The organism is Streptomyces sp. NPDC030991 (genome assembly GCF_055571235.1).
Genome location: NZ_JBVIFR010000020.1, coordinates 1 through 23,423, shown reverse-complemented (window position 1 = coordinate 23,423; position 23,423 = coordinate 1). Strand labels below are relative to the sequence as shown.

The 23,423-nt window shown below is 70.3% G+C and carries 19 protein-coding genes; 9 read left to right on the top strand and 10 right to left on the bottom strand.

From position 1 onward, the window contains the following. Positions 1-71: 71 nt before the first annotated feature. Both ACZ45E_RS30395 and ACZ45E_RS30390 read left to right on the top strand, forming a co-directional pair. The gene (locus tag ACZ45E_RS30395) at positions 72-1,205 is read left to right on the top strand and encodes a UDP-N-acetylglucosamine--N-acetylmuramyl-(pentapeptide) pyrophosphoryl-undecaprenol N-acetylglucosamine transferase (protein WP_468226987.1); all 1,134 of its coding nucleotides are present in this window, start codon (positions 72-74) and stop codon (positions 1,203-1,205) included. Next, positions 1,202-2,209 (top strand): GDP-mannose 4,6-dehydratase, encoded by a 1,008-nt coding sequence (locus tag ACZ45E_RS30390; RefSeq protein ID WP_468226682.1) that lies wholly within the window; start codon positions 1,202-1,204, stop codon positions 2,207-2,209. The genes ACZ45E_RS30395 and ACZ45E_RS30390 overlap by 4 nt, the downstream gene beginning before the upstream one ends. 115 nt (positions 2,210-2,324) lie before the next feature. On the opposite strand, the gene ACZ45E_RS30385 is transcribed toward ACZ45E_RS30390, so the two are convergent. After that, positions 2,325-2,951, bottom strand: a complete 627-nt coding sequence (locus ACZ45E_RS30385; protein WP_468226679.1) for a TetR/AcrR family transcriptional regulator — start codon at positions 2,949-2,951, stop codon at positions 2,325-2,327. 321 nt (positions 2,952-3,272) lie between these two features. Here ACZ45E_RS30385 and ACZ45E_RS30380 point away from each other — a divergent pair, with 321 nt between their 5' ends. From ACZ45E_RS30380 to ACZ45E_RS30365, 4 genes are all read left to right on the top strand, one after another. After that, complete coding sequence (locus ACZ45E_RS30380; RefSeq protein ID WP_468226676.1) at positions 3,273-4,241, top strand: tetratricopeptide repeat protein; 969 nt, start codon at positions 3,273-3,275, stop codon at positions 4,239-4,241. 645 nt (positions 4,242-4,886) lie between these two features. After that, positions 4,887-5,516: a DUF6230 family protein gene (locus ACZ45E_RS30375; RefSeq protein WP_468226673.1), complete on the top strand. Its 630-nt coding sequence runs from the start codon at positions 4,887-4,889 to the stop codon at positions 5,514-5,516. Positions 5,517-5,661: 145 nt separating this feature from the next. Beyond that, complete coding sequence (locus tag ACZ45E_RS30370; RefSeq protein ID WP_468226672.1) at positions 5,662-6,222, top strand: DUF6114 domain-containing protein; 561 nt, start codon at positions 5,662-5,664, stop codon at positions 6,220-6,222. 94 nt (positions 6,223-6,316) lie between these two features. Next, the gene (locus ACZ45E_RS30365) at positions 6,317-7,612 is read left to right on the top strand and encodes a hypothetical protein (RefSeq protein ID WP_468226669.1); all 1,296 of its coding nucleotides are present in this window, start codon (positions 6,317-6,319) and stop codon (positions 7,610-7,612) included. Positions 7,613-7,715: 103 nt separating this feature from the next. Here the strand turns inward: ACZ45E_RS30365 and pyk are convergent, their stop codons facing one another. The 3 genes from pyk to pta form a co-directional block, all read right to left on the bottom strand. Then, on the bottom strand, positions 7,716-9,146 hold the full coding sequence (pyk, locus tag ACZ45E_RS30360; protein WP_468226666.1) for a pyruvate kinase: 1,431 nt from the start codon (positions 9,144-9,146) through the stop codon (positions 7,716-7,718). A 74-nt stretch (positions 9,147-9,220) separates the two neighbouring features. Further along, positions 9,221-10,447: an acetate kinase gene (locus ACZ45E_RS30355; protein ID WP_468226664.1), complete on the bottom strand. Its 1,227-nt coding sequence runs from the start codon at positions 10,445-10,447 to the stop codon at positions 9,221-9,223. Positions 10,448-10,479: 32 nt separating this feature from the next. Then, positions 10,480-12,555: a phosphate acetyltransferase gene (gene pta, locus ACZ45E_RS30350; protein WP_468226661.1), complete on the bottom strand. Its 2,076-nt coding sequence runs from the start codon at positions 12,553-12,555 to the stop codon at positions 10,480-10,482. 292 nt (positions 12,556-12,847) lie between these two features. Here pta and ACZ45E_RS30345 point away from each other — a divergent pair, with 292 nt between their 5' ends. Further along, positions 12,848-13,873: a 6-phosphofructokinase gene (locus ACZ45E_RS30345; RefSeq protein ID WP_468226658.1), complete on the top strand. Its 1,026-nt coding sequence runs from the start codon at positions 12,848-12,850 to the stop codon at positions 13,871-13,873. A 28-nt stretch (positions 13,874-13,901) separates the two neighbouring features. Here ACZ45E_RS30345 and ACZ45E_RS30340 read toward each other — a convergent pair whose 3' ends face one another. From ACZ45E_RS30340 to ACZ45E_RS30325, 4 genes are all read right to left on the bottom strand, one after another. Next, positions 13,902-14,600, bottom strand: coding sequence for a helix-turn-helix domain-containing protein (locus tag ACZ45E_RS30340; protein WP_468226656.1), 699 nt, complete (start codon positions 14,598-14,600; stop codon positions 13,902-13,904). Positions 14,601-14,700: 100 nt separating this feature from the next. Next, entirely contained in the window at positions 14,701-15,528 is an 828-nt protein-coding gene (locus ACZ45E_RS30335; RefSeq protein WP_468226653.1) for a carbohydrate ABC transporter permease, read from the bottom strand. After that, positions 15,529-16,335 (bottom strand): carbohydrate ABC transporter permease, encoded by an 807-nt coding sequence (locus ACZ45E_RS30330; RefSeq protein ID WP_468226984.1) that lies wholly within the window; start codon positions 16,333-16,335, stop codon positions 15,529-15,531. Between the two features lie 97 nt (positions 16,336-16,432). Then, positions 16,433-17,800 carry an extracellular solute-binding protein gene (locus ACZ45E_RS30325; protein WP_468226650.1) on the bottom strand — a complete coding sequence of 456 codons (1,368 nt, stop codon included), beginning with the start codon at positions 17,798-17,800 and terminating at the stop codon, positions 16,433-16,435. Positions 17,801-17,993: 193 nt separating this feature from the next. Here ACZ45E_RS30325 and ACZ45E_RS30320 point away from each other — a divergent pair, with 193 nt between their 5' ends. Then, entirely contained in the window at positions 17,994-19,037 is a 1,044-nt protein-coding gene (locus ACZ45E_RS30320) for a YncE family protein (RefSeq protein ID WP_468226647.1), read from the top strand. 7 nt (positions 19,038-19,044) lie between these two features. On the opposite strand, the gene ACZ45E_RS30315 is transcribed toward ACZ45E_RS30320, so the two are convergent. Both ACZ45E_RS30315 and ACZ45E_RS30310 read right to left on the bottom strand, forming a co-directional pair. Further along, on the bottom strand, positions 19,045-19,722 hold the full coding sequence (locus tag ACZ45E_RS30315; protein WP_468226645.1) for a response regulator: 678 nt from the start codon (positions 19,720-19,722) through the stop codon (positions 19,045-19,047). Continuing rightward, positions 19,719-21,377 carry a sensor histidine kinase gene (locus tag ACZ45E_RS30310; protein WP_468226643.1) on the bottom strand — a complete coding sequence of 553 codons (1,659 nt, stop codon included), beginning with the start codon at positions 21,375-21,377 and terminating at the stop codon, positions 19,719-19,721. Before ACZ45E_RS30310 ends, ACZ45E_RS30315 begins: the two co-directional genes overlap by 4 nt. A gap of 155 nt (positions 21,378-21,532) precedes the next feature. Here ACZ45E_RS30310 and ACZ45E_RS30305 point away from each other — a divergent pair, with 155 nt between their 5' ends. Continuing rightward, complete coding sequence (locus tag ACZ45E_RS30305) at positions 21,533-22,915, top strand: cation:dicarboxylate symporter family transporter (protein WP_468226641.1); 1,383 nt, start codon at positions 21,533-21,535, stop codon at positions 22,913-22,915. Positions 22,916-23,423: the final 508 nt, after the last annotated feature.

Sequence of the window (23,423 nt, the reverse complement as noted above, 5' to 3'; positions counted from 1 at the left end):
CCCCGCTCTTAAAACCCTCTTAGAGCGCCCCGCGACGCTCACTTCTCATGCGAAGCGACTCGCGCAGCGCCCTGCGCACCCCTCTGTCCGTCGTCATCGGCGCGGGCGGCACCGGCGGACACATCTACCCCGGACTCGCCCTCGCCGACGCGCTGCGCCGGGCCGCCCCCGACGCGGTGATCTCGTTCGTCGGCACCGAACGCGGCCTGGAGACCCGGCTGATCCCGGCCGCCGGGCACCGCCTCCACACCGTCGACATGATCCCGTTCGACCCCTCCCTCGGCGCCCGCCGCTACCTGCTCCCTGCCGACCTCGTGCGCTCCGGCGCCCAGTGCCGGACCATCCTGCGCGAACAGGGCGCCCAGGTCGCCGTCGGCATGGGCGGCTACCCGAGCGCACCGGTCATCGTCGGCGCCCGGATGGCCGGGCTGCCCAGCCTCATCCACGAGTCCAACGCGGTCCCCGGCCGCGCCAACCGGTTCGCCGCCCGCCTCACCCCGCACATCGCCGTCGCCTTCGACCGCAGCAGGGCCCATCTCCCGGGCGGCGAGCGGGCGTTCACCACCGGCATGCCGATCGCCGCCGCCCTCGCCGACCTCGACCGGCCCGCGCTGCGCGAGGCCGCCCGACGCGAACTCGGCGTCCCCGTCGGCGCCCGGCTCGTCCTCGTCAACGGCGGCAGCCTCGGCGCGGCCCGCCTCACGGAAGCGGCGGTCGGCCTGGCCGCGCGCTGGCACGGCCGCCCCGACCTCCACCTCCTCATCAAGACGGGCCCGGCCGCCCTGGAGGAGACCCGGCGCAGGCTGTCCGGCACCGACGCCGTCGCCGTGCCCTACCTCGACCGGATGGACCTCGCCTACGCAGCCGCCGACCTGGTGGTGTGCCGGGCCGGCTCCGCGACCGTCGCCGAACTCGCCACGGTCCGGGTCCCGGCCGTCCTCGTCCCCTATCCGCACGCGCCGGGCGACCACCAGACCCACAACGCGCGGGTCCTCTCCGACGCGGGCGCGGGACTGCTGCTGCCCGACGCGGACACCACGCCCGAGGCCCTCGCCGCCCTCACCGAACCGCTCCTCGCCGACCCGGCGCGGCTCGCGGCGATGTCGGCGGCCGCGCCATCGGGCCCGCACGCCAGGGCGGCCGACCTCCTGGCCCGACACGTACTCGAACTGGCAGGACACTCAAGGGAGTTGCAGCACATATGACCATCCGACCCACCACCTCCGCCTGGGCAGGCCGCACGGTTCTCGTCACCGGGGCCGAAGGCTTCATCGGCTCGACCCTCGTCGACCTGCTCCTCGACGCGGGCGCGCACGTCCGCGCCTTCGTCCACTACAAGCCGTACGCCGAGAAGGGCCACCTCGCCCACCTCCTCGACGACCCCCGTGTGGAACTCCTCGCCGGTGACGTCCGCGACCCGGGCCGGGTCTGCGACGCCGTCGCCGGCTGCGACACGGTCTTCCACCTGGCCGCGCTGATCGGCATTCCGTACTCGTACGACTCCCCGGGCGCCTACGTCCAGACGAACGTGGTCGGCACGGAGAACGTGGCCGAGGCCTGTCGCCGCCACTCCGTCCGCCGCCTCGTCCACACCTCGACCAGCGAGGTCTACGGCACGGCGCTCACGGCCCCGATCTCCGAGGACCACCCCCTCCAGCCCCAGTCCCCGTACTCCGCGTCGAAGATCGGCGCCGACATGACGGCGCTCTCCCACTGGCACGCCTTCGAGCTGCCGGTGACCGTGGTGCGGCCCTTCAATACGTACGGGCCACGGCAGTCGGCGCGGGCCGTGATCCCGACGATCCTGGCCCAACTGCACGCCGGGGTACGGGAGATCAAACTGGGCTCCCTCACCCCGACCCGCGACTTCACGTACGTCTCCGACACGGCGCGGGGGTTCATGGCGGTGGCCGCGTGCGACCGGGCGCTGGGCCAGGTGGTCAACCTGGGCACCGGCCAGGAGATCTCGATCGGCGATCTGGCGCAGGCGCTCATCGAGGCGTCGGGCCGCGACGCCCGGGTCGTCGTCGACCCGGCCCGGCTCCGTCCCTCCGGGAGCGAGGTCCACCGGCTGCTGTCGGACAACACGCGGGCGCGCGAGTGGGCCGGGTGGGAACCCGAGTTCTCGCTGGAGGAGGGGCTGAAGCGGACGTCCGCGTGGGTGGCGGAGAACCTCGGGCTGTTCGCGCCGGGGCGCTATCAGGTCTGAGCCGGGAGGGGGCACCGGACGCCGTTCACCGTCCGGTGCGAACCGTCGGGGAGGGCGGAACGACTCCCGGTACGCCGACGTGTGCCGGGGTTCTCCGGTGCCGACACCCGGGGCGTCAGCCCGACGCCGCCGCCAACCCGCCCAGCAGCAGCGCAGTGAACCGGCGTACCCACTCCCCGTCCACCGGCTCCGCGCTCACCAGCGTGCGATGGACCACCGCGCCCGCCGCCACATCGAAGATCAGGTCCGCCGTCGCCGCGGCGACGCACGGGTCGGGCGCCGCGGGCAGCTCGCCGCGGCGCTCGGCGCGGGCCCGTCCCTCCAGGACGAGACGTTTCTGCCGGTCCACGATCGAGGTCCGGATGCGTTCGCGCAGGGGTTCGTCCCGGGTGGACTCGGCGACCACCGCCATCAGCGCCGTCTTCGTCTCCGGCCGGTCCAGGATCGCCGCGAACTGGAGCACCACGCCCTCGATGTCGGCGGCCAGGGAACCTCTGTCCGGGAGTTCGAGTTCATCGAAGAGCACCGCCACCGCGTCCACCACGAGCTCGTTCTTGCCCGCCCACCGTCGGTACAGCGTCGTCTTCGCGACGCCCGCCCGCATCGCCACATCGCCCAGCGTCAGCTTCGACCAGCCGAGATCCACCAGCGCCGCACGCGTGGCCTCGAGGATCGCCTCGTCCGCCGCCGCGGACCGCGGTCGGCCGAGTCGACCTGGCGGGGACGGCGTGCGGCTCTGCATGGTCACCGACCATACCGGCCAGTAGGAAAGATGGCGCGGGTGAGGCAGATCACTCCGGGGGGCCCTCCGGTGCCGCACCCCGGACCAGTTACGCTACGACTCGTAGCGAAAGCTCGATCTCGTACGGCTGTCTCGGATCTGCACCCCGAGTCGTGGACGAACGAGCGGCAACCACTGGTGCCGGGTGGGGACCCGGTGCCGAAGCATCAGGAAGTATCAGGCCGAGTCCGCTCCGTGTCTCTTATTGCGTCTCGCAATCCGGCGGGAGGCGACGGAGGGGACCCGGCCCACAACCGACCGCGGAAGGGGGAGAATGCACGCATGCAGCCACGGAACATGTCCATGAGCGGAGTCGTCGATCTCGCCGCGGTGAAGGCGGCCCAGGAGGCCAAGGCCAAGGCGGAGCAGGCGCGCGCCGAAGCGGCCCGCCAGGGCGGTGGCGGGGCCGTCTCCCCGTCGAGCCTCGTCTTCGACGTCAGCGAGGCCGACTTCGAGCGCGATGTCCTGCAGCGCTCCACCGAAGTGCCCGTCGTCATCGACTTCTGGGCCGAGTGGTGCGAGCCCTGCAAGCAGCTGAGCCCGCTGCTGGAGCGCCTCGCAGGCGAGTACAGCGGCCGCTTCGTGCTCGCCAAGATCGACGTAGACGCCAACCAGATGTTGATGCAGCAGTTCGGGGTCCAGGGGATTCCGGCCGTGTTCGCCGTCGTCGCCGGGCAGGCGCTGCCCCTCTTCCAGGGCGCGGCGCCCGAGGCCCAGATCCGCGGCACCCTCGACCAGCTGATCCAGGTGGCCGAGGAGCGCTTCGGACTCACTGGCATCGTCGTCGACGGGGACGCGGAGGAGGCCGCACCGGTCGCACAGGTGCCGGTCGGTCCCTATGACGCGCTCCTCGAAGCGGCCGTCCGGGCCCTCGACGCGGGCGACCTCGCGGGCGCCGTCCAGGCGTACAAGAACGTGCTCAGCGACGACCCCGCGAACACCGAGGCCAAGGTCGGCCTCGCCCAGGCCGAGCTGCTCCAGCGCGTACAGGGCCTGGACCCGCAGGCGGTCCGCAAGGACGCCGCCGACAAGCCGGGTGACGTGGCCGCGCAGATCGCCGCCGCCGACCTCGACCTGGTGGGCGGCCATGTGCAGGACGCCTTCGGCCGGCTGGTCGACGCCGTGGCCCGCTCGGCCGGCGACGACCGGAACGCGGCACGGGTCAGGCTCCTGGAACTGTTCGAGATCGTCGGGGCCGACGACCCCCGGGTGACCACCGCCCGTACGGCTCTGGCCCGGGTTCTCTTCTGAGCTGGCAGTGACCTGTTCCTAAACCCCACGGCTTGTGATGCCGGGGTGAAAATTCTGCCCTCAGAGACGCACAGCGGCCGCGCTTTACCAAAACTTGGTAAACGCGGCCGCTGTTACTTGGAGTAAGTCGGAAGCGTCCTTCCGCCCGACTATGTACCGGAATCAACCACTTTAAAGTCTCCGTCGGGGGCACCCTGCGTTGCCGACCGATGTCGGCCAGTCGATGTTCGGTTATCCGTCCGTTACCCGTGAGTAACGATCCCCCTTGTGCGAGCGCCTGGAATGCACCACGATCGGGCACGCTCGGTCCACTCCCCACCATCCGACAGCCAATCGGACAAGTGGAGGTGGTGGGTCCCCACCGGGCAGGTCGGCGGTGAAGCCTTGGGGAGCGCCGTCGGTCTGGGACAGGGGGGTCTCGGCCATTTTTGGTTGAGCCTGTCCAGCGGGTTGCGCGTGATGGTTCAGGTGCGACCAGTGGTTGTCGCTCGGGGGTGATCGCCGGTGATCAAAAGGTGCGGATGCGCGCCTCCGATACGGGCGCTCTCCTTTCCGAGGACGTAGCACTTCTCCCATCCCTGCCCGGCTGAGCCGCCGAAAGTGGCAGTCAGGGCCGGAGATGTACGTCCGAGAAGGAGGAAAGTCATGAATTCCGTGACTCGTGGTGGAACCAGATGGAAGCGGTTCGCCGTAGTCATGGTGCCGAGCGTCGCGGCTACAGCCGCGATAGGTGTCGCCCTCTCGCAGGGCGCGCTTGCGGCATCGTTCAGTGTGTCGGGTCAGTCCTTCAAGGTGAAGGTCAAGGAGCTCGACGCCGATGGCATGATCCAGTACGGCGCGATCGACGCCGAGAAGAACGGGACCCCTCACCCGGTCTCGGTCTCCGCGTTCAACTCGGCCGACCTCACCGACATGTGCCAGTCCGTGGTGACGCACGTGCCGGGTCTCGGTGATGTCACGCTGAAGCTGAAGGCCGGTGGCGGCGGTAAGCCGGCGCACGCCGACACGATCTACATCGACGTCGCGCAGCTCAAGGCGGACGCCGAGTTCAGTGACATCAACATCGGTGTCGCCGCCGGGTCCTCCAGCAAGGGCCCCGGCATGAAGGGCGGCAAGGAGCAGTCCGACCCGAACGGATTCGCTCAGGAGGCGACGCACGCCAACCTGAAGGGCGTCGAGCAGACGGCCTGGGCAACGAGTGCCGGCACCTTCAAGCTCAACGGGCTGAACATGAGCCTGCACAGGGGCAGCGGCAAGGGCATCGAGTGCTTCTAGGCCTCACCGCCTAGCGATCCCTCAGCCGTAACGCGTCTCACGCAAGGGCGCGGGGGCACGGCCCGCACGATTCGGCCGAGGTCCCCGTGCCCGGAGCGCGCACATCACCACCGAACAAAACGCCAGTCCTGAGGAGCTGTACGACATGAGCGCCGAAGCGCAAGCAGGAATGGGCGACAGGTTCGGCCACGCACGCCGGACGTTCCGCACTTGGCGCGGGCAACGGCCCTTCTGGGCAGGCCTGTTGACCGTGCTCGGCGGCATCCCGATCATGTACTTCCCGTACGCGAACCTGACGCTCGGCACGATGACGATCCGGATGGCCACCACGGCCGGTGCCGGTTCGCTGATCATCGGTGTCCTGCTCGTCGTGCTCGGCCTCACGATGTGGTTCCAGTACCAGTCCCGCGTCTTCGCGGGCGTCGCGGCGATCCTGCTCGCCCTGGTCTCCCTTGTCGTCTCCAACTTCGGCGGATTCGTCATCGGCTTCCTGCTGGCCTTGATCGGCGGCGCCCTCGCCGTCTCCTGGACCAAGGACAAGCCGCAGGAGAAGGCGCCGGCAGCGGACGCCGACGATGCCGGGCCGGAGGATGCGGCCGCCGTGCCGCCCGTCAAGGGCGCCACCTACCGGGTCGCGGGCGCACACCACGACGAGTCAGGGATGAGCCCGGACAACGGGACGAACGGGAGGCACCGTGCCGGCTGACGAGGTGCACCACGAGGACTCCGCGGGGGAGTCCCGTGCGAGAACCGGGCCGCGGCATGCAGCACCGAGGAAGCATCTTTTCACCAGGTTGCACATGCCCGCGGGCAAGGCGATAGCCATCGCGGCCATGCCCACGGCCGTACTGATGGGGATCGGACTGACGCCCACACTGGCGTTGGCGGAGGACAACCCCACCAAGCTCTCGGTGGACGACTACAAGGCGTGCGCCGACGCGGTACAGGCGGAGCGCGACGCCAAGGACGGCAAGGCCGCCACCGACAAGGCCGCCACCGACAAGGACAAGGCCGGGGAGTCCGCGACCCCGACGCCGTCCGCCTCGGCGTCCCCCGAGAAGGACGCCGGCAAGGACAGCACCAAGGGCGAGGGCAAGGACGAGGCCACCTCCACGCCCGCGCCCACGGCCACCGCCGGGACCAGCTCCGCGGACGCCACGGAGAGCAAGGGCGCCACGGAGAACAAGGGCACCGCGGAGAGCAAGGACAGCAAGGCGGCTCAGGACACCGCCACGCCGTCCCCCTCCGCCTCCGAGACCAAGAACCCGCTCGATCCCCTGGGCCTCGGTGACGCGCTCAAGGACCTGTTCACGCCGAAGGACAAGGAGACGGCGAGCCCGGCTCCGACCCCGTCGGCCTCCCAGTCGCAGTCCTCCTCGACGGCCCCCGAGGACACCGGGGACACCAAGGACACCAAGGGCACCGAGGACTCCAAGGGGCTCGGCTCCGCCGTGAAGGACACCGTCGGCGGCGTCGGTGACGCCGTCGAGGGCACCACCGGTAAGGCCGGTGACACGGTCGAGAAGACCAAGGACGGCCTCGACAAGGCCACCGAGGACGCCAGGAAGAAGGCGGAGGAGGCGGCGACCCCGTCCCCGAGCGCCAGTGGCATCCCCGAGAACTGTCCTGTCGCCACCGACGCCGAGGGCGCCGACGAGAACACCCCGGTCCAGCTGCCGGACAAGTCGTGGCAGCTGGAGGCCAGCTCGCTCCTGCTGAAGGGCGCGGACTACCAGGGCCTCGTGGACGTCCGGATGGCCGACGGCTCCACCAAGCGCGTCATGAAGTACGTCATCTCCAACGGTACGGACATCGGGGACCTGCACCAGATCGCCCCCGGCCCGAACGGCAAGTCCTTCCACATCCGCTCGGACAAGGGCTCCACGTCCACCATCACGGGCGGCAAAACGACGATGTACACGGAGGAGCTCTCGGGCAATCTGCTCGGGCTCATCCCCGCGACGTTCAACGCGGAGAACCCGCCGCCGATCAACCTGCCGATCCTGTACTTCACCAACGTGAAGGTCACGCAGGCCGCGCAGTTCGGCGGGAACCTGCACGTGCCCGGTCTGCGCTCCACCATCGAGGACAGCTGACCCGCGCACCACCAAGAGCCCGTTCCGGGAGCCGCAGAAAACACCGAGGGCGCCCCCTGTTCCGTACAGGAGGCGCCCTCGGCGCGTGGTGCGCGGCTCCGCGTCAGTCGCGGGCGACGCCGCCCAGGTGGTGCACCCGGACCATGTTGGTGGTGCCGGGCACGCCGGGGGGCGAACCGGCCGTCATGACCACGACGTCGCCGTCGTTGAAGCGGTTCAGCTTGACCAGCTCGGCGTCGACCAGCTCGACCATGCCGTCCGTGTTGTCCACGTGCGGCACGACGTACGACTCGACGCCCCAGCTCAGCGAGAGCTGGTTGCGGGTGTCCTCGTCCGTGGTGAACGCCAGGATCGGCTGCGCCGCGCGGTAGCGGGAGAGCCGGCGGGCCGTGTCACCGGACTGCGTGAAGGCGACCAGCGCCTTGCCGTCCAGGAAGTCGGCGATCTCGGCGGCGGCACGGGCCACCGAACCGCCCTGCGTACGCGGCTTCTTGCCCGGGACGAGCGGCTGGAGGCCCTTGGAGAGCAGCTCCTCCTCGGCCGCGCGGACGATCTTCGACATCGTCTTCACGGTCTCGATCGGGTACGCGCCCACGGACGACTCGGCGGAGAGCATGACCGCGTCGGCACCGTCCAGGATCGCGTTGGCGACGTCGGACGCCTCGGCGCGCGTGGGGCGCGAGTTGGTGATCATCGACTCCATCATCTGGGTCGCGACGATCACCGGCTTGGCGTTGCGGCGGCACATCTCCACGAGGCGCTTCTGCACCATCGGGACCTTTTCGAGCGGGTACTCGACGGCCAGGTCGCCACGGGCGACCATGACGGCGTCGAACGCCGCGACGACGCCCTCCATGTTGGCGACGGCCTGCGGCTTCTCCACCTTGGCGATGACGGGGACCCGGCGGCCCTCCTCGTCCATCACCTTGTGGACGTCCTTCACGTCGGCGGCGTCGCGCACGAAGGACAGGGCGACCATGTCGCAGCCCATCTTCAGGGCGAAGCGCAGGTCCTCGATGTCCTTCTCGGACAGGGCCGGGACGTTGACGGCCGCGCCGGGCAGGTTGATGCCCTTGTGGTCGGAGATGACGCCGCCCTCGACGACGATCGTCTTGACGCGGGGGCCCTCGATCTCGACGACCCTGAGCTCGACGTTGCCGTCGTTGATCAGGACCTGGTCGCCCTTGGAGACGTCACCCGGCAGCCCCTTGTAGGTGGTGCCGCAGATCGACTTGTCGCCGGGCACGTCCTCGGTGGTGATGGTGAACTCGTCACCGCGCACCAGCTCGACGGGGCCTTCGGCGAAGGTCTCCAGGCGGATCTTCGGCCCCTGGAGGTCGGCGAGGACGCCCACCGCGCGGCCGGTCTTCTCGGCGGCGGCCCGCACCCGGTCGTAGCGACCCTGGTGCTCGGCGTGCGTGCCGTGGCTGAAGTTGAAGCGGGCCACATTCATACCGGCTTCGATCAGCGAGACGAGCTGCTCTTCGGAGTCGACGGCGGGGCCCAGCGTGCAGACGATTTTGGAACGGCGCATGGGGGCGATCCTATCGGTTTGTTTCGCTACGGAATATTCCGTCTGGTGGAATCTACAAATGGGCGGGCGGGTGCTCAGGCGTGGCGATTCTCCGCCGGGGCGACCAGTGCGTAGGTCTGCTGCGCGATCTCCAGCTCCTCGTCCGTGGGCACCACAGCGACGGCGACCCGGGCGTACTCGGGCGAGATGATCCGGGCTTCGTCGGAACGTACGGAATTGAGCGCGCCGTCGACCGCGAGCCCCAGCTCCTCCAGGCCCGCGACCGCAGCCTCCCGCACCGGGGCCGCGTTCTCACCGACCCCCGCGGTGAACACGATCGCGTCCACCCGGCCGAGCACCGCGTAGTAGGCGCCGATGTACTTCTTCAGGCGGTGGATGTAGATGTCGAAGGCGAGCCGCGCCTCCTCGTCGCCCGCGTCGACACGGCGCCGGATCTCCCGCATGTCGTTGTCGCCGCAGAGACCGACCAGGCCGCTCTTCTTGTTGAGAAGGACGTCGATCTCGTCCGCGGACATGTTGCCCACCCGCATCAGATGGAAGATGACGGCCGGGTCGACGTCTCCTGAACGGGTACCCATCACCAGGCCCTCCAGTGGCGTAAGACCCATGGAGGTGTCCACGCACACCCCGCCGCGCACTGCGGAGGCCGAGGCCCCGTTGCCCAGGTGCAGGACGATGACGTTGACCTCCTCCGGCTCCTTGCCGAGCAGCTCCGCCGCCTTGCGGGACACGTACGCGTGCGACGTGCCGTGGAAGCCGTAGCGGCGGATGCGGTGCTCGTCGGCGGTCTTCACGTCGATCGCGTAGCGCGCCGCGGACTCCGGCATGGTCGTGTGGAACGCCGTGTCGAAGACCGCGACCTGCGGCAGGTCGGGGCGGAGCGCCATCGCCGTGCGGATGCCCGTCAGGTTCGCCGGGTTGTGCAGCGGCGCCACCGGGATGAGCCGCTCCACCTCCTTGAGCACGGCGTCGTCGATCACGGTCGGCTCGCTGAAGAAGAGACCGCCGTGGACCACGCGGTGGCCGATCGCGGCCAGCTCGGGGGAGTCGAGGCCGAGCCCGTCCCGGTCCAGCTCGTCGGCGACCGCCCGCAGGGCCTCCTCGTGGTCGGCGATCGGCCGGTTCTGCTCACGGGGCTCCTCGCCCCCGCCGAGCAGCGGCGTGTGCTTCAGGCGTGAGGTCTCCTCGCCGATGCGCTCGACGAGGCCGGCGGCGAGCCGGGTGCCGTCGCGCATGTCGAGCAGCTGGTACTTCACCGACGAGGAGCCGGAGTTGAGGACGAGGACTCGGGTGGCGGTCACGGAAAGGATGCCTTTTCGTCGGGTACGAGGGTTCAGTTGGCCGGCGTCTGGGCCTGGATCGCCGTGATGGCGACGGTGTTCACGATGTCCTGCACGAGCGCGCCGCGGGACAGGTCGTTGACCGGCTTGCGCAGCCCCTGGAGGACCGGGCCGACGGCGATCGCGCCGGCCGAGCGCTGCACGGCCTTGTACGTGTTGTTGCCGGTGTTGAGGTCCGGGAAGATCAGCACGCTGGCCTGGCCGGCGACGTCCGAGCCGGGCAGCTTGGTGGCCGCGACGCTGGGCTCGACCGCGGCGTCGTACTGGATCGGGCCCTCGATGCGCAGGTCGCCGCGGGCCTCGCGGACCAGCTCGGTGGCCGCACGGACCTTGTCGACGTCGGCGCCGGAGCCGGAGGTGCCGGTCGAGTAGGAGAGCATCGCGATGCGCGGGTCGACACCGAACTGCTCGGCGGTGACCGCGGACTGCATGGCGATGTCGGCGAGCTGCCGGGCGTCCGGGTCCGGGTTGACGGCGCAGTCGCCGTAGACGAGGACCTTGTCGGCCAGGCACATGAAGAAGACGGAGCTGACGATCGCCGCCTCCGGCTTCGTCTTGATGATCTCGAAGGCGGGCCGGATGGTGGCGGCGGTGGAGTGCACGGAGCCCGACACCATGCCGTCGGCCAGCCCCTCCCGGACCATCAGCGTGCCGAAGTAGTTCACGTCGGCGACCACGTCGTGCGCCAGCTCCACCGTGACGCCCTTGTGGGCGCGCAGCTCCGCGTACGCGGTCGCGAAACGGTCCCGCAACTCGCTGGTCTGCGGGTCGATGAGCTCGGAGTCCGCGAGGTCGACGCCGAGGTCCGCGGCCTTCTTGCGGATCTGCTCGACCGGGCCGAGCAGCGTCAGGTCGCAGACGCCGCGGCGCAGCAGCACGTCGGCGGCGCGCAGCACCCGCTCCTCGGTGCCCTCGGGCAGGACGACGCGCCGCTTGTCCGCGCGGGCCCGCTCCAGGAGCTTGTGCTCGAACATCATCGGCGTGACGCGGTCCGTGGACGGCGCCTGGATGGTCCTGAGCAGGCCCGCCGTGTCGACGTACCGCTCGAAGAGGCCGAGGGCGGTCTCCGCCTTGCGGGGCGTCGCGGCGTTCAGCTTGCCTTCCAGGGCGAAGAGCTCGGCCGCCGTGGGGAACGAGCCGCCGGAGACCGCGATCACGGGCGTGCCGGGCGCCAGCCGGTCGGCGAGCTTCAGGATCTCCTCACCGGGCCGCTCGTTCAGGGTGAGCAGGACGCCCGCGATGGGCGGGGTGCCTGCGCTGTGCGCGGCGAGCGAGCCGACCACCAGGTCCGCGCGGTCGCCGGGGGTGACGACCAGGCAGCCGGGGGTCAGGGCGTTCAGGAAGTTCGGCAGCATGGCGCCGCCGAACACGAAGTCCAGGGCGTCCCGGGCGAGGCCCGCGCCGTCGCCGAGCAGCACCGTGCCGCCGAGGGCGTGGGTGATCTGCGAGACGGTCGGCGCGGAGAGCGCGGGCTCGTCGGGCAGGACGAAGGCCGGCACCGGGACGTGGGCCGCCAGCTGCTCGTGGATGGTGTCGCGGTCCTCGGCGGCGACCCGGTTGGCGATCATCGCCAGGACGTCGCACCCCAGGTCGTCGTAGGCGCGGTAGGCGTTGCGGACCTCGGCGCCCACCGACTCGGCGGTCTGCTTGCGGCCGCCGACGACCGGCAGCACGGCCGCGCCGAACTCGTTCGCGAGCCGGGCGTTGAGCGCCAGCTCGTCGGGGAGCTGGGTGTCGGCGTAGTCGGTGCCGAGCACCAGTACGACGTCATACTCCCCGGCCACCGCGTGGAACCGGTCGACCAGCCGCGACAGCAGCTCGTCGGTGCCCTGCTCGGCCTGGATCGCGGCCGCCTCCTGGTACCCGAGGCCGTACACGCTCGCCGGGTCCTGGGAGAGCCGGTAGCGGGCCCGCAGCAGATCGAAGAGGCGGTCGGGGCCGTCGTGGACGAGCGGGCGGAAGACGCCCACCCGGTCGACCTGGCGGGTCAGGAGCTCCATGACTCCCAGCTCGACGACCTGGCGGCCGTCGCCCCGGTCGGTCCCGGTCACGTACACGCTGCGCGTCACGCGTGCTCTCCGTTTCCTTCATGGTCCTCGGCGGACATGGGGTCCTCGGTGGACGTGGTCCTCGGCGGGCGGCCGAAAAAAATGGCCGTAATGAAAGCCCTGCCCTCTTGACAATACCTCCGGCGGTGGGTAAGTCGCCCCCCGGCCGAAGGTCCTGTACAGCAGGGTCCCAGTGCCCTCGGACAGCATGCCGAAGCGCCCGGCGCCGCCGGGCGCGAACGCGGCTGCTCCCGGAGCGTGGAAGAATCGCAGTGGCTCACACGTACCGGCAGCGAGCAGGAGACACAGCACGATGCGCATCGGAGTTCTGACCGCAGGCGGCGACTGCCCTGGACTGAACGCAGTGATCCGGTCGGTCGTGCACCGAGCCGTCACGCACTACGGCGACGAGGTGATCGGCTTCGAGGACGGCTACGCGGGCCTGCTCGACGGCCGCGCCCGGCCCCTCGATCTCAACGCGGTCAGCGGCATACTCGCCCGCGGCGGCACCATCCTCGGCTCGTCCCGTCTGGAGCGCGACAAGTTCCGCGCGGCCTGCGAGAACGTCAAGCAGCTCGCCGACGGGGCCGGCTTCGACGTCCTCATCCCGATCGGCGGCGAGGGCACGCTCACCGCGGCCCGGATGCTGTCGGACGCGGGCCTGCCCGTCGTCGGCGTCCCCAAGACGATCGACAACGACATCTCCTCCACCGACCGCACCTTCGGCTTCGACACCGCCGTCGGCGTCGCCACCGAGGCCATGGACCGCCTCAAGACGACCGCCGAGTCCCACCAGCGGGTGATGGTCGTCGAGGTCATGGGCCGGCACGCGGGCTGGATCGCCCTGGAGTCCGGCATGGCAGGCGGCGCCCACGGCATCTGCCTGCCCGAGCGGCCCTTCGACCCGGCCGACCTGGTCAAGATGGTCGAGGAGCGGTTCGCCCGCGGCAAGAAGTTCGCCGTCATCTGCGTCGCCGAGGGCGCGCACCCCATCGACGGCACGATGGACTACGGCAAGGGCGCCATCGACCAGTTCGGCCATGAGCGCTTCCAGGGCATCGGCACCGCCCTCGCCTACGAGCTGGAGTCCCGCCTCGGCAAGGAGGCGCGGCCCGTCATCCTCGGCCACGTGCAGCGCGGCGGCACCCCCACCGCGTACGACCGGGTGCTCGCCACCCGGTTCGGCTGGCACGCCGTGGAGGCCGCGCACCGCGCCGAGTTCGGCAAGATGACCGCGCTGCGCGGCACCGACATCACCATGGTGCCGCTCGCCGACGCGGTCACCGAGCTCAAGACGGTCCCCCGGGACCGGATCGAGGAAGCGGAGTCCGTCTTCTAGTTCGCGCGGCTCGCGCAGTTCGCTCGGCTCACGGATTGCGGATCCTGGACCAGAACTCGTCCAGGATCCGCTCCAGGAAGTCCCGCCCCGCGTCCCCCGAGGCGGCCGACGGGCCGCCGCCCCAGGTCAGCGTGGACGTCATCAGCGCCTGGTACTCCAGGTGCATCTCGTGCAGCACGTCCTCCGCCTCGCGCCGCTGCACCGGCACGAGCCGCGTCACCGGCCGCACGTACGCCTGCCAGCGCGTGGTCGCCGCGCTGCGCAGCAGCTCCACCAGCTGACCGTCCCGCCCGGTCACCGTCGTGAACGCGCGCGGCGCGAGCCGCAGCACCCCGGCGAGCGCGCTCGACTGGCGGTCGTTGCCCCGCCACTCGCCGGTCTCCTCCATCCGCAGATACGCGTGGATCTCGACGCCGACGTCCCGGGCCACGTCCTCCGGAGCGAGGCCGAGCGAGAGCCGGTGCTCGCGCAAGGTCCGCGGCGCCCCGATGAGCTCACCCGGCGAACACCACAGCGCCCCGGCGAGCGCGGTGAGCTCGCCTGCCATCGGCGCCGCGTCCCCGCGCTCCCAGGCAATGATCATCTCGGGGGTTATGTGGGCGAGCCCGTAGGAGGCGCGCATGCCGTACGCGACATGGCCCGGTGCCATCCCGAGCGCCTCGCGGAGGCGGCGGGCGGCAGGGGCGTTGAAGGGCGGGGTGGGCTGATGCGCCGCGGCGGTGTGCACGGGCACAAAGTAAGGGGGAACGCGCCGTTTGGCTACGGTGCGTTCGTCGTGCGTCACATGTCGTAGGAAAATACGGAGGAAGGTACAGGCGCCGGCGCTCTCACCCCTTGACGGCGCCGCCGAGCGCGAAGCCCCCGCCGAAGCGCCGCGAGACCAGCACGTACAGCAGGATCACCGGCGTCGAGTAGATGATCGAGAAGGCCGCGAGCTGGCCGTAGACGACCGTGCCGCGGTTGCCGAAGAAGTCGTTGATGCTGACCGACGCCGGCATCTGGTCGGGGGAGAGCAGCAGCATGAACGGGACGAAGAAGTTGCCCCACATCATGGCGAAGCAGAACACCGTGACGACGGCGACGCCCGGCCCCATCAGCGGCAGCACGATCCGGACCAGGGACTGGAAGGTGCCCGCGCCGTCCGTCCAGGCCGCCTCCTCCAGCTCCTTCGGGACGCCGTCCATGAAGTTCTTCATCAGCCAGACGGCGAACGGGAGTTGGGAGGCGGTGAAGAAGTAGATCGTCCCCGCCATCGTGTCGATCAGATTCACCTGCACGAACAGCGCGTAGACCGGGACCATGATCGCTGTGATGGGCAGACACGTCGCGAAGAGGATCGTCGCCAGGTACGGATTGTTCAGGCGCGAGCGGTAGCGGGAGAGCGGATACGCGGCGAGCGCGGCGCTGACGACCGTGAGGGCCGTCGCGCCGCCGCACAGGATCAGGCTGTTCAGCAGCGGGGTGAAGGTGATGTCCGGCTTCAGGACCGCGTCGAAGTTGTCCAGCGTCGCGTGCGCCGGCAACTTGACCTTGAGGTTCGCGTCGGCGTCCAGGGACGACAGCACCACCCAGGCCAGCGGGAGCACGAAGGTGAGGGCGACCAGGGTGAGGCCGGCGTCGGCCGCGAGCCGGGTTCTGGTGCGGCGGCGGGTCACTCAGTCCTCCGAGCGCAGCAGGCGCATGTAGACCAGCGAGAACAGGGAGCCGACCACGAGAAGGAGCAGGGCGACCGCCGTGCCGTAGCCGATCATGCTCTTCTGGAAGGCCTGCTCGTACATGAACAGGGGGAGCGTCTGGCTGTGGTTGCCGGGCCCGCCGCGGGTCATCACCCAGATCAGCCCGAAGACGGAGAGCGTCTGCAACGTGTTGAGCATCAGGTTGGTGCCGATGGAGCGGCGGATCATCGGCAGCGTGACGTGCCACAGGCGCTGCCAGGCGTTCGCGCCGTCCACCTCGGCGGCCTCCGTGATCTCCTTCGGGATCTCGGAGAGCGCCGCCGAGTAGACGAGCATCGAGAAGGCCGTGCCGCGCCACACGTTGGCGAACGACACGGCGAGGATCGGCAGCGTGAACAGCCAGTTCTGGCCGGGCAGATGGAGCTGGTCGAGGATCGCGTTGAGGGTGCCCTCCCGGCGGAAGAACGCGTAGAGGAGGAACCCGGCGACGACCTCCGGCAGCACCCAGGCCGTCACGACCACCGCGCCGGTGACCGTGCGGACCGGTTTCGAGGCGCGCTGCATGAGCGCCGCGAGGGCCAGGCCCAGGGTGTTCTGGCCGACGATCGACGACAGGAACGTGAAGACGAGCGTCAGCCGGACGGCGTTGAGGAAGGCGTCGTCCCGGAACGCGGCCGTGAAGTTGTCGAACCCGACGAAGGAGGACTCCGCCTGGCCGGTGAGCTGGAGGTCGGTGAAGGCGATGTAGGCGCAGTAGGCGATCGGGCCCGCGAGGAAGAGGGCCATGATGACGGTGGCCGGGGCGACGGGCAGGGCGCGGAGTACCGAGCGGTGGCGGATCACGTGGTTGTGGTCACCTTCCAGTTTCTCAACGGCGCCCGGGTCAGGGCTTGTTGACCACCTTGCCGTCGGCGGCGGTCTTCAGCTGCTCGTCGTAGGCCGACGCGGCCTCGTCGACCGAGGAGTCCCCGGTGGTCACCGACTCCATCGCCTCCTGGATCGCGGTGGAGACCTTGGGGTACGCGGGGTAGGCCGGGCGGTAGTGCGTGGTGGCGACCAGGTCGGTGAAGAACTTGATGCCCGGCTGCGCCTTCACGTACGCGGGGTCGGCGGCGACGTCCTTGCGGACCGAGATACCGGAGTTGGCGATGTACCAGCGCTGCGCGTTGGCCTTCGTCTGCATCGTCTTGACGAAGTCGAAGGCGAGGTCCGGGTTGCCCGACTTGGCCGGGACGGCCCAGGTCCAGCCGCCGGACATGCTGACCTTGCCGGGCGCCTGGCCGTCTTGCGTGGGCATGTGCGCGAGGCCCAGCTTCCGCGACCACTCGGGCCACTCGTGGCCGCTGCCCTTCAGCCAGTCCTGCGGGAGCCAGGAGCCGTCGAGGTTGATGCCGAGCTTGCCCTCGGGCAGCATCTCGCCGCGCACCCGGGTGGCCCAGTTCGGGTCGAGGGCGTCGGAGACGTCGGGCCCGAGCTTCTCCCGGAAGACCGTGTCCACGAAGCCGAGGCTGTCCTTGAACGCCTTCGAGCCGGTGATCCACTTGTTGGACGAGCTGTCGTGGAGCGGATCGCCGCCGCCGCTGCCCGTCCCGTACAGCAGCATCTCGAAGCCCTGCATGGTCGCGGCCTCGCCGTTGGGCTTGCCGGTGTAGACGTTCAGCGGGATCGCGCCCGGCACCTTCTTCTTGATGGTGCGGGCCGCGTCGAGGATCTCGGCCCAGTTCTCCGGCTGCCAGGGCGTGGCGATGCCGGCCTTCTCGAAGATGCCCTTGTCGTACCAGAGGCCGCGGGTGTCCGTGCCGTCCGGGACGCCGTACGTCTTGCCGTCCTGGGCCTTCGCCGCGGTCTTCGCCGTGCCGATGAACTGGTCCCAGTCCGACCACGTGTCGAGGTACTGGTCCAGGGGGCGCAAGTAGCCGCTGGTGATGTCCGAGTTGATGAGGAACGTGTCCTCGTAGACCAGGTCGGGGGCCGTCTTCGGGGAGCGCAGCATCTGCTGGAGCTTCGTGTAGTACTCCGAGTCCGGGGCCTTGATCGGGACGAGCTCGACCTTCTTGCCCGGGTGGGCCTTCTCGAACTGCTTCTTGATCGCGGCCAGATAGGTGTCCATGACCTTGATCTGGTTGTCCGTGGACTGCTTGAACGAGACCTTGATCGTGTTCGAGTCGCTGCCGGAGCCGCCGCCGCAGGCGGTGAGCGTGCCGGCGGCCAGCAGGGCGGTGGCGACGAGGAGAGGGGCGGTGGGGCGCACGGGCACGACCTCCTACGGAGCTCACGGGCATCGTTGCCTCGCGGGGCTGCCCGGAAACGTACGGGCCGGTCCGGAGCAGGGTCAATGGGTGTGCGGCGCACCGGGGTCGAAGTAGAAAGTTAGGTTAGGCTAAGCTAAGTTAATCTTCGGGTGGTCACACAACGCCCCTGCCTCACAAGGAGATTGACGCCGCATGCCTCGCATCACGCCCAGGATCCGCCGTTCCGCCGCCGTCGTGGTGGCCCTCGTGGCGGGTGCCACGACGGCCCCGGCCGCCGTCGCCTCCACCGGCAGCGGAGCCCCCGCCTCCGTCACCGCGCCCGTCACCAAAGGCCTCTACCAGTCGGCGTACTCGGAGCGGAACCACGTCCTGTGGACCGCGTCGGCCGTGGGCCGCCCCCCGGTGACCACCTCCGCCCTGACCAAGGTCGACCCGAAGACCCTCAAGGTGCTCGCCACCTACACGCCGCCGGTCACCGACGCGGCCACCGGCGCCGTCGAGGCCGTCTACGGCGTCGCCGTCGACGACGAGCACAACACCGTCTGGACCACCAACACCCGCGACAACAGCGTCGCCGTCTACAGCCAGCGCGACGGCTCCCACCTCGCGACCCTGCCGAACGTCGCCCACGCCCGCGAGATCGTCGTCGACGAGAAGCACGACACCGTGTGGGCGAGCGGCTTCGGCGACGGCAGCCTGGTGGCCTTCGACAGCCGTACGTTCAAGGAGAGGAAGCGCGTCACCGTCGAGGGCGCCGGCCCCACCGGGATAGCCGTGAACGAGCGCACCGGCACGGTCTACGCCGCCGACCTCACCAACGACCAGCTCATCGTGGTGACCGCCAGGTCCACGACGCCGCGGCTCGTCCCGACCGGCGACGGCCCCATCTCCGTCGCGCTCTCCGCCAACGGCCGCACCGCCTACACGGCCGACAACACCGCGGGCACCGTCTCCGTCGTCGACCTCGACAAGGGCCTCGTCACCAAGTCCGTGGCGACGGGCGCGGGCCCGCTCTCCGTGGCCACCGACGACCGCTCAGGCGCCGTCGTCGCCGTCAACCGCACGGACGCCACCGCCACCGTCGTCGACCCGCGCAAGGGCACGGTCGTCAAGACGGTCACCACCGGCGCCAACCCCAACCACGTCGAGATCGCGAACGGCACCGCCTACGTCGTCGACAAGTCCGGCACGGGCCCCGCGGCCGAGGACCAGCTCACCCGCTTCCGGGTCCGCTGACGGCGGCTCACTTCCAGGAGTAGACCAGCTCCGGCCGCCCGACCTGCCCGTACTGCGGGCTGCGCACGGCGAGCCCCGCCTCCACCAGGTGCTCCAGGTAGCGGCGCGCGGTGATGCGCGAGATACCGACCGACCCGGCGGCCGACGTCGCCGTCAGGCCGTCGGGCGCGGCCTCGCGCAGCACCTGCGTGACCCGCCCCAGGGTCGGCGCGCTCAGCCCCTTGGGCAGGGCGGCCGGCGCGGGGGAGCGCAGGTTGGCCAGAGCCCGGTCGACCTCGTCCTGCCCGGTCGCCTCGCCGCTCGACGTGCGGTACTCGGCATAGCGCGCCAGCCGGTCGCGCAGCGTGGCGAACGTGAAGGGCTTCAGCACGTACTGGACGACGCCCAGCGACACACCTTCCCGTACGACGGTCAGATCGCGGGCCGACGTCACCGCGATGACGTCGGCCTGGTGCCCCGCGGCCCGCAGCGACCTGGCCAGCGCGAGACCGTGCCCGTCGGGCAGGTGCAGATCGAGCAGGATCAGGTCGACGGCCGCACGGTCGAGGGCGCGGCGCGCCTCGGCCGCGCTGCGGGCCTTGGCCACGGTCACGAACCCGGCCACCCGGTTGACGTACAGGGCATGGGCGTCGGCGGCGACAGGATCGTCCTCCACCACCAGGACTCTGATCCGCGGGTCCGTCATGGTGTTCCGTCCTGAGAAGTCGTCACGAGGCCGGCGCCTGCCGCCGGCGGTGCGGCGTCCGCCTCCGCCCCCAGCGGCAGCAGCGCCGTGAACTCGGCCCCGCCCTCCGGCGGCCGGGTCAGCTCCAGTGTGCCCCCGTTGCGGCGCACCGCCTGCCGTACGAGCGCGAGCCCCAGGCCGCGGCCGCCCGGCCCCGCCGGCTTCGTCGACCAGCCGCGCTCGAACACCGCGTCCGCGTGCTCCGGGTCCACCCCCGGCCCGCTGTCCGTGACCCGCAGCAGCAGGGCGTCGGCCGTGGCGCGGGCCATGACCGTGACCCGGGCGCGCGGGGAGCCCTGCGCCGCGTCCACCGCGTTGTCCACGAGATTGCCGAGCACCGTCACCAGATCGCGGGCGGTCAGTGCCTGCGGCAACAGCCCGTCGTCGATCCGCGTGTCACCGGAGACGACCAGCTCCACCCCGTGCTCATTGGCCTGCGCCGCCTTGCCGAGCAGCAGCGCGGCCAGCACCGGCTCGCTGACGGCGCCGACGACCTGGTCGGTCAGCGCCTGGGCCAGCTCCAGCTCCGCGGTGGCGAAGTCGACGGCCTCCTCCGCGCGGCCCAGCTCGATCAGCGACACCACCGTGTGCAGCCGGTTCGCCGCCTCGTGGGCCTGCGACCTGAGCGCCTGCGTGAACCCCCGCTCCGAGTCCAACTCGCCCATCACCGACTGGAGTTCGGTGTGATCGCGCAGGGTGACGACGGTGCCGCGCCGGTCACCGCTGGCCACCGGCGAGGTGTTCACGACCACCACCCGGTCCGCCGTCAGATGCACCTCGTCGACCCGCGGCTCGGCGGCCAGCAGAGCACCCGTCAGCGGCGCGGGCAGCCCCAGCCCGGCGACACCCCGCCCCACCGCGTCCTGGGCCACCCCGAGCAGCTCACGGGCCCCGTCGTTGATGAGCGCCACCCGCCGCTGCCCGTCGAGCATGACGAGCCCCTCCCGGACGGCGTGCAGCGCGGCCTGGTGATAGGCGTGCATCCGGCTCAGCTCGGCCGCGTTCATCCCGTGGGTATGGCGCCGCAGCCGCGCGTTGATGACGTACGTGCCGATACCGCCGAGCACCAGCGCGGCGCCCGCCACCCCGGCCACGGCCAGCACCTGCCCGCGCGCCTGCGCGGTGATCTCGTCGATGGTGATGCCGGCGCTGACCAGCCCGACGACCCGGTGCCCGGGCCCGAACACCGGCGTCACCACCCGCACCGACGGCCCGAGCGTGCCCGTGTACGTCTCCGGGAACGTCCGGCCACGGAGAGCGGGCCCGATGTGCCCCAGGAACCGCTTGCCGATCTGCCGCTCGTCGGGGTGCGTCCAGCGGATGCCGTCCGGGTCCATGATCGTCACGAAGTCGACGCCGGTGTGCCGCTGCACGGCGTCGGCGTACGGCCGCAGCCGCCGCGACGGATCCCCCTGCTCCGCGATCGCCGCCCGCACCGACGGCGAGTCGGCGACCGCCGTGGCCGCCGCCGTCGCCTGCCGCCGCGCCGCGCTCTCCGCCTGACCACGGTCACTGACGTACGTGAACAGCGCGCACCCCGCGACGACCACCGCCACCAGGACGGCCTGCATCGCGAAGAGCTGGCCGGCGAGGCTGCGGGGCAGGGGGAGGCGCATGCCCGCCAGTCTGCCCGGCCGTACAAGCACGAACTAAATGAACGGAAGGGTGACGGTCCTCACGCCCTGGGAGATAGTCACCGGGATCCGCAGACCGTGAGCCGCACCGTCTGAACCGTTCCAGTACGCCGCCGTCGTCGTCGTCAGGAGGAACCGTGGCTGAGTCCGGGACCGCAACCACGTCCCCCGCCCCCAAGCGGGACCGCACGCATTATCTGTACATAGCCGTCATCGTGGCGGTGCTCCTGGGCATCGCGGTCGGCTTCATCTGGCCCGACTTCGCCAAGGAGCTCAAGCCCATCGGCACGGGCTTCGTGAACCTGATCAAGATGATGATCTCCCCGATCATCTTCTGCACGATCGTGCTCGGCGTCGGCTCGGTACGGAAGGCCGCGAAGATCGGCAAGGTCGGCGGCCTCGCCCTCGGCTACTTCATCGTCATGTCGATGGTCGCCCTCGCCATCGGCCTCGTCGTCGGCAACATCCTGCACCCCGGCGACGGCATGCACCTCACCGAAGCCACGAAGGAGATCGGCCACACCGCGGCCAAGGACGCCGCGGAAGGCCCGGTCGACTTCATCCTCGGCGTCATCCCCACGACGATGGTCTCCGCGTTCACCGAGGGCGAGGTCCTCCAGACCCTCCTCGTCGCCCTCCTCGTCGGCTTCGCGCTCCAGGCCATGGGCCGCTCGGGCGAACCGGTCCTGCGCGGCGTCGAGCACATCCAGAAGCTGGTCTTCCGCGTCCTCGGCATGATCATGTGGGCCGCCCCGGTGGGCGCCTTCGGCGCGATGGCCGCGGTGATCGGCGAGACGGGCGTGGACGCACTCAAGGCACTCGCCACGATCATGATCGGCTTCTACGTCACCTGCGCCCTCTTCGTGGGCATCGTGCTGGCGGCGATCCTGCGCTTCGCGGCCGGCTACAACATCTTCGCCCTGCTGAAGTACCTGGGCCGGGAGTTCCTGCTGATCCTCTCCACGTCGTCCTCCGAGTCGGCGCTGCCCCGCCTCATCGCGAAGATGGAGCACCTGGGCGTGAGCCGCCCGGTCGTCGGCATCACGGTGCCGACCGGCTACTCCTTCAACCTCGACGGCACCATGATCTACCTGACCATGGCCTCCCTGTTCATCGCCGACGCCATGGACCAGCCGATGAGCGTGGGGCAGCAGATCGGGCTGCTCCTCTTCATGATGGTCGCCTCGAAGGGCGCGGCCGGTGTCTCCGGTTCCGGCATCGCGGTGCTCGCGAGCGGACTCCAGTCGCACAAGCCGGCGCTGGTCGACGGGGTCGGCCTCATCATCGGCATCGACCGGTTCATGAGCGAGGCCCGCGCGCTGACGAACTTCGCGGGCAACGCGGTGGCCACGCTGCTCATCGGAACGTGGACCGGAGAGGTCGACCGGGACCGGGTCGAGCGGGTGCTCGCCGGGAAGCTGCCGTTCGACGAGCGGACGCTCCTCGACACGAGCGAGGACGACGACACGGAGGTACCGACGCCGCGCGGCGGCGAGCCGAGGGAGACCGCCAAGGTCTGAGCGGCTTCTGGGCGGGGTCCGGCACACGAGTGCCGGACCCCGCTTTTGTACTACCGGCGTCGGTGGCGTAGGGTCCTTCGAGTTGTCACGGAGCCGATGGCTCCGCGACGGCACCTCCCGCCGCTCACGCGGCACCCAACACCAGCACGATCTCCCACCGGGAATGATTTCGGTATGCCCGAATTCTTTTTCGTTATTGGGTTGCGAACGACCTGATCGCTCCGATTAGGAACTGCCGCGAGGATCCGCTAATGTTTGGGAGGTCGGAACGGCCCAACGGCCGGGAAGACAAACCCGGTTGACAGGGAATCAGGCCCGAAAGGATCTGATAGAGTCGACACCGCAGGAAAGCCGAAAGGCCGGAAAGCGGAGCAGGACCCCGAGGAAATCGGATCGGAAAGATCTGATAGAGTCACAGCAGGACCGAAGGGAAGCGCCCGGAGGAAAACCCGAGAGGGTGAGTACAAAGGAAGCGTCCGTTCCTTGAGAACTCAACAGCGTGCCAAAA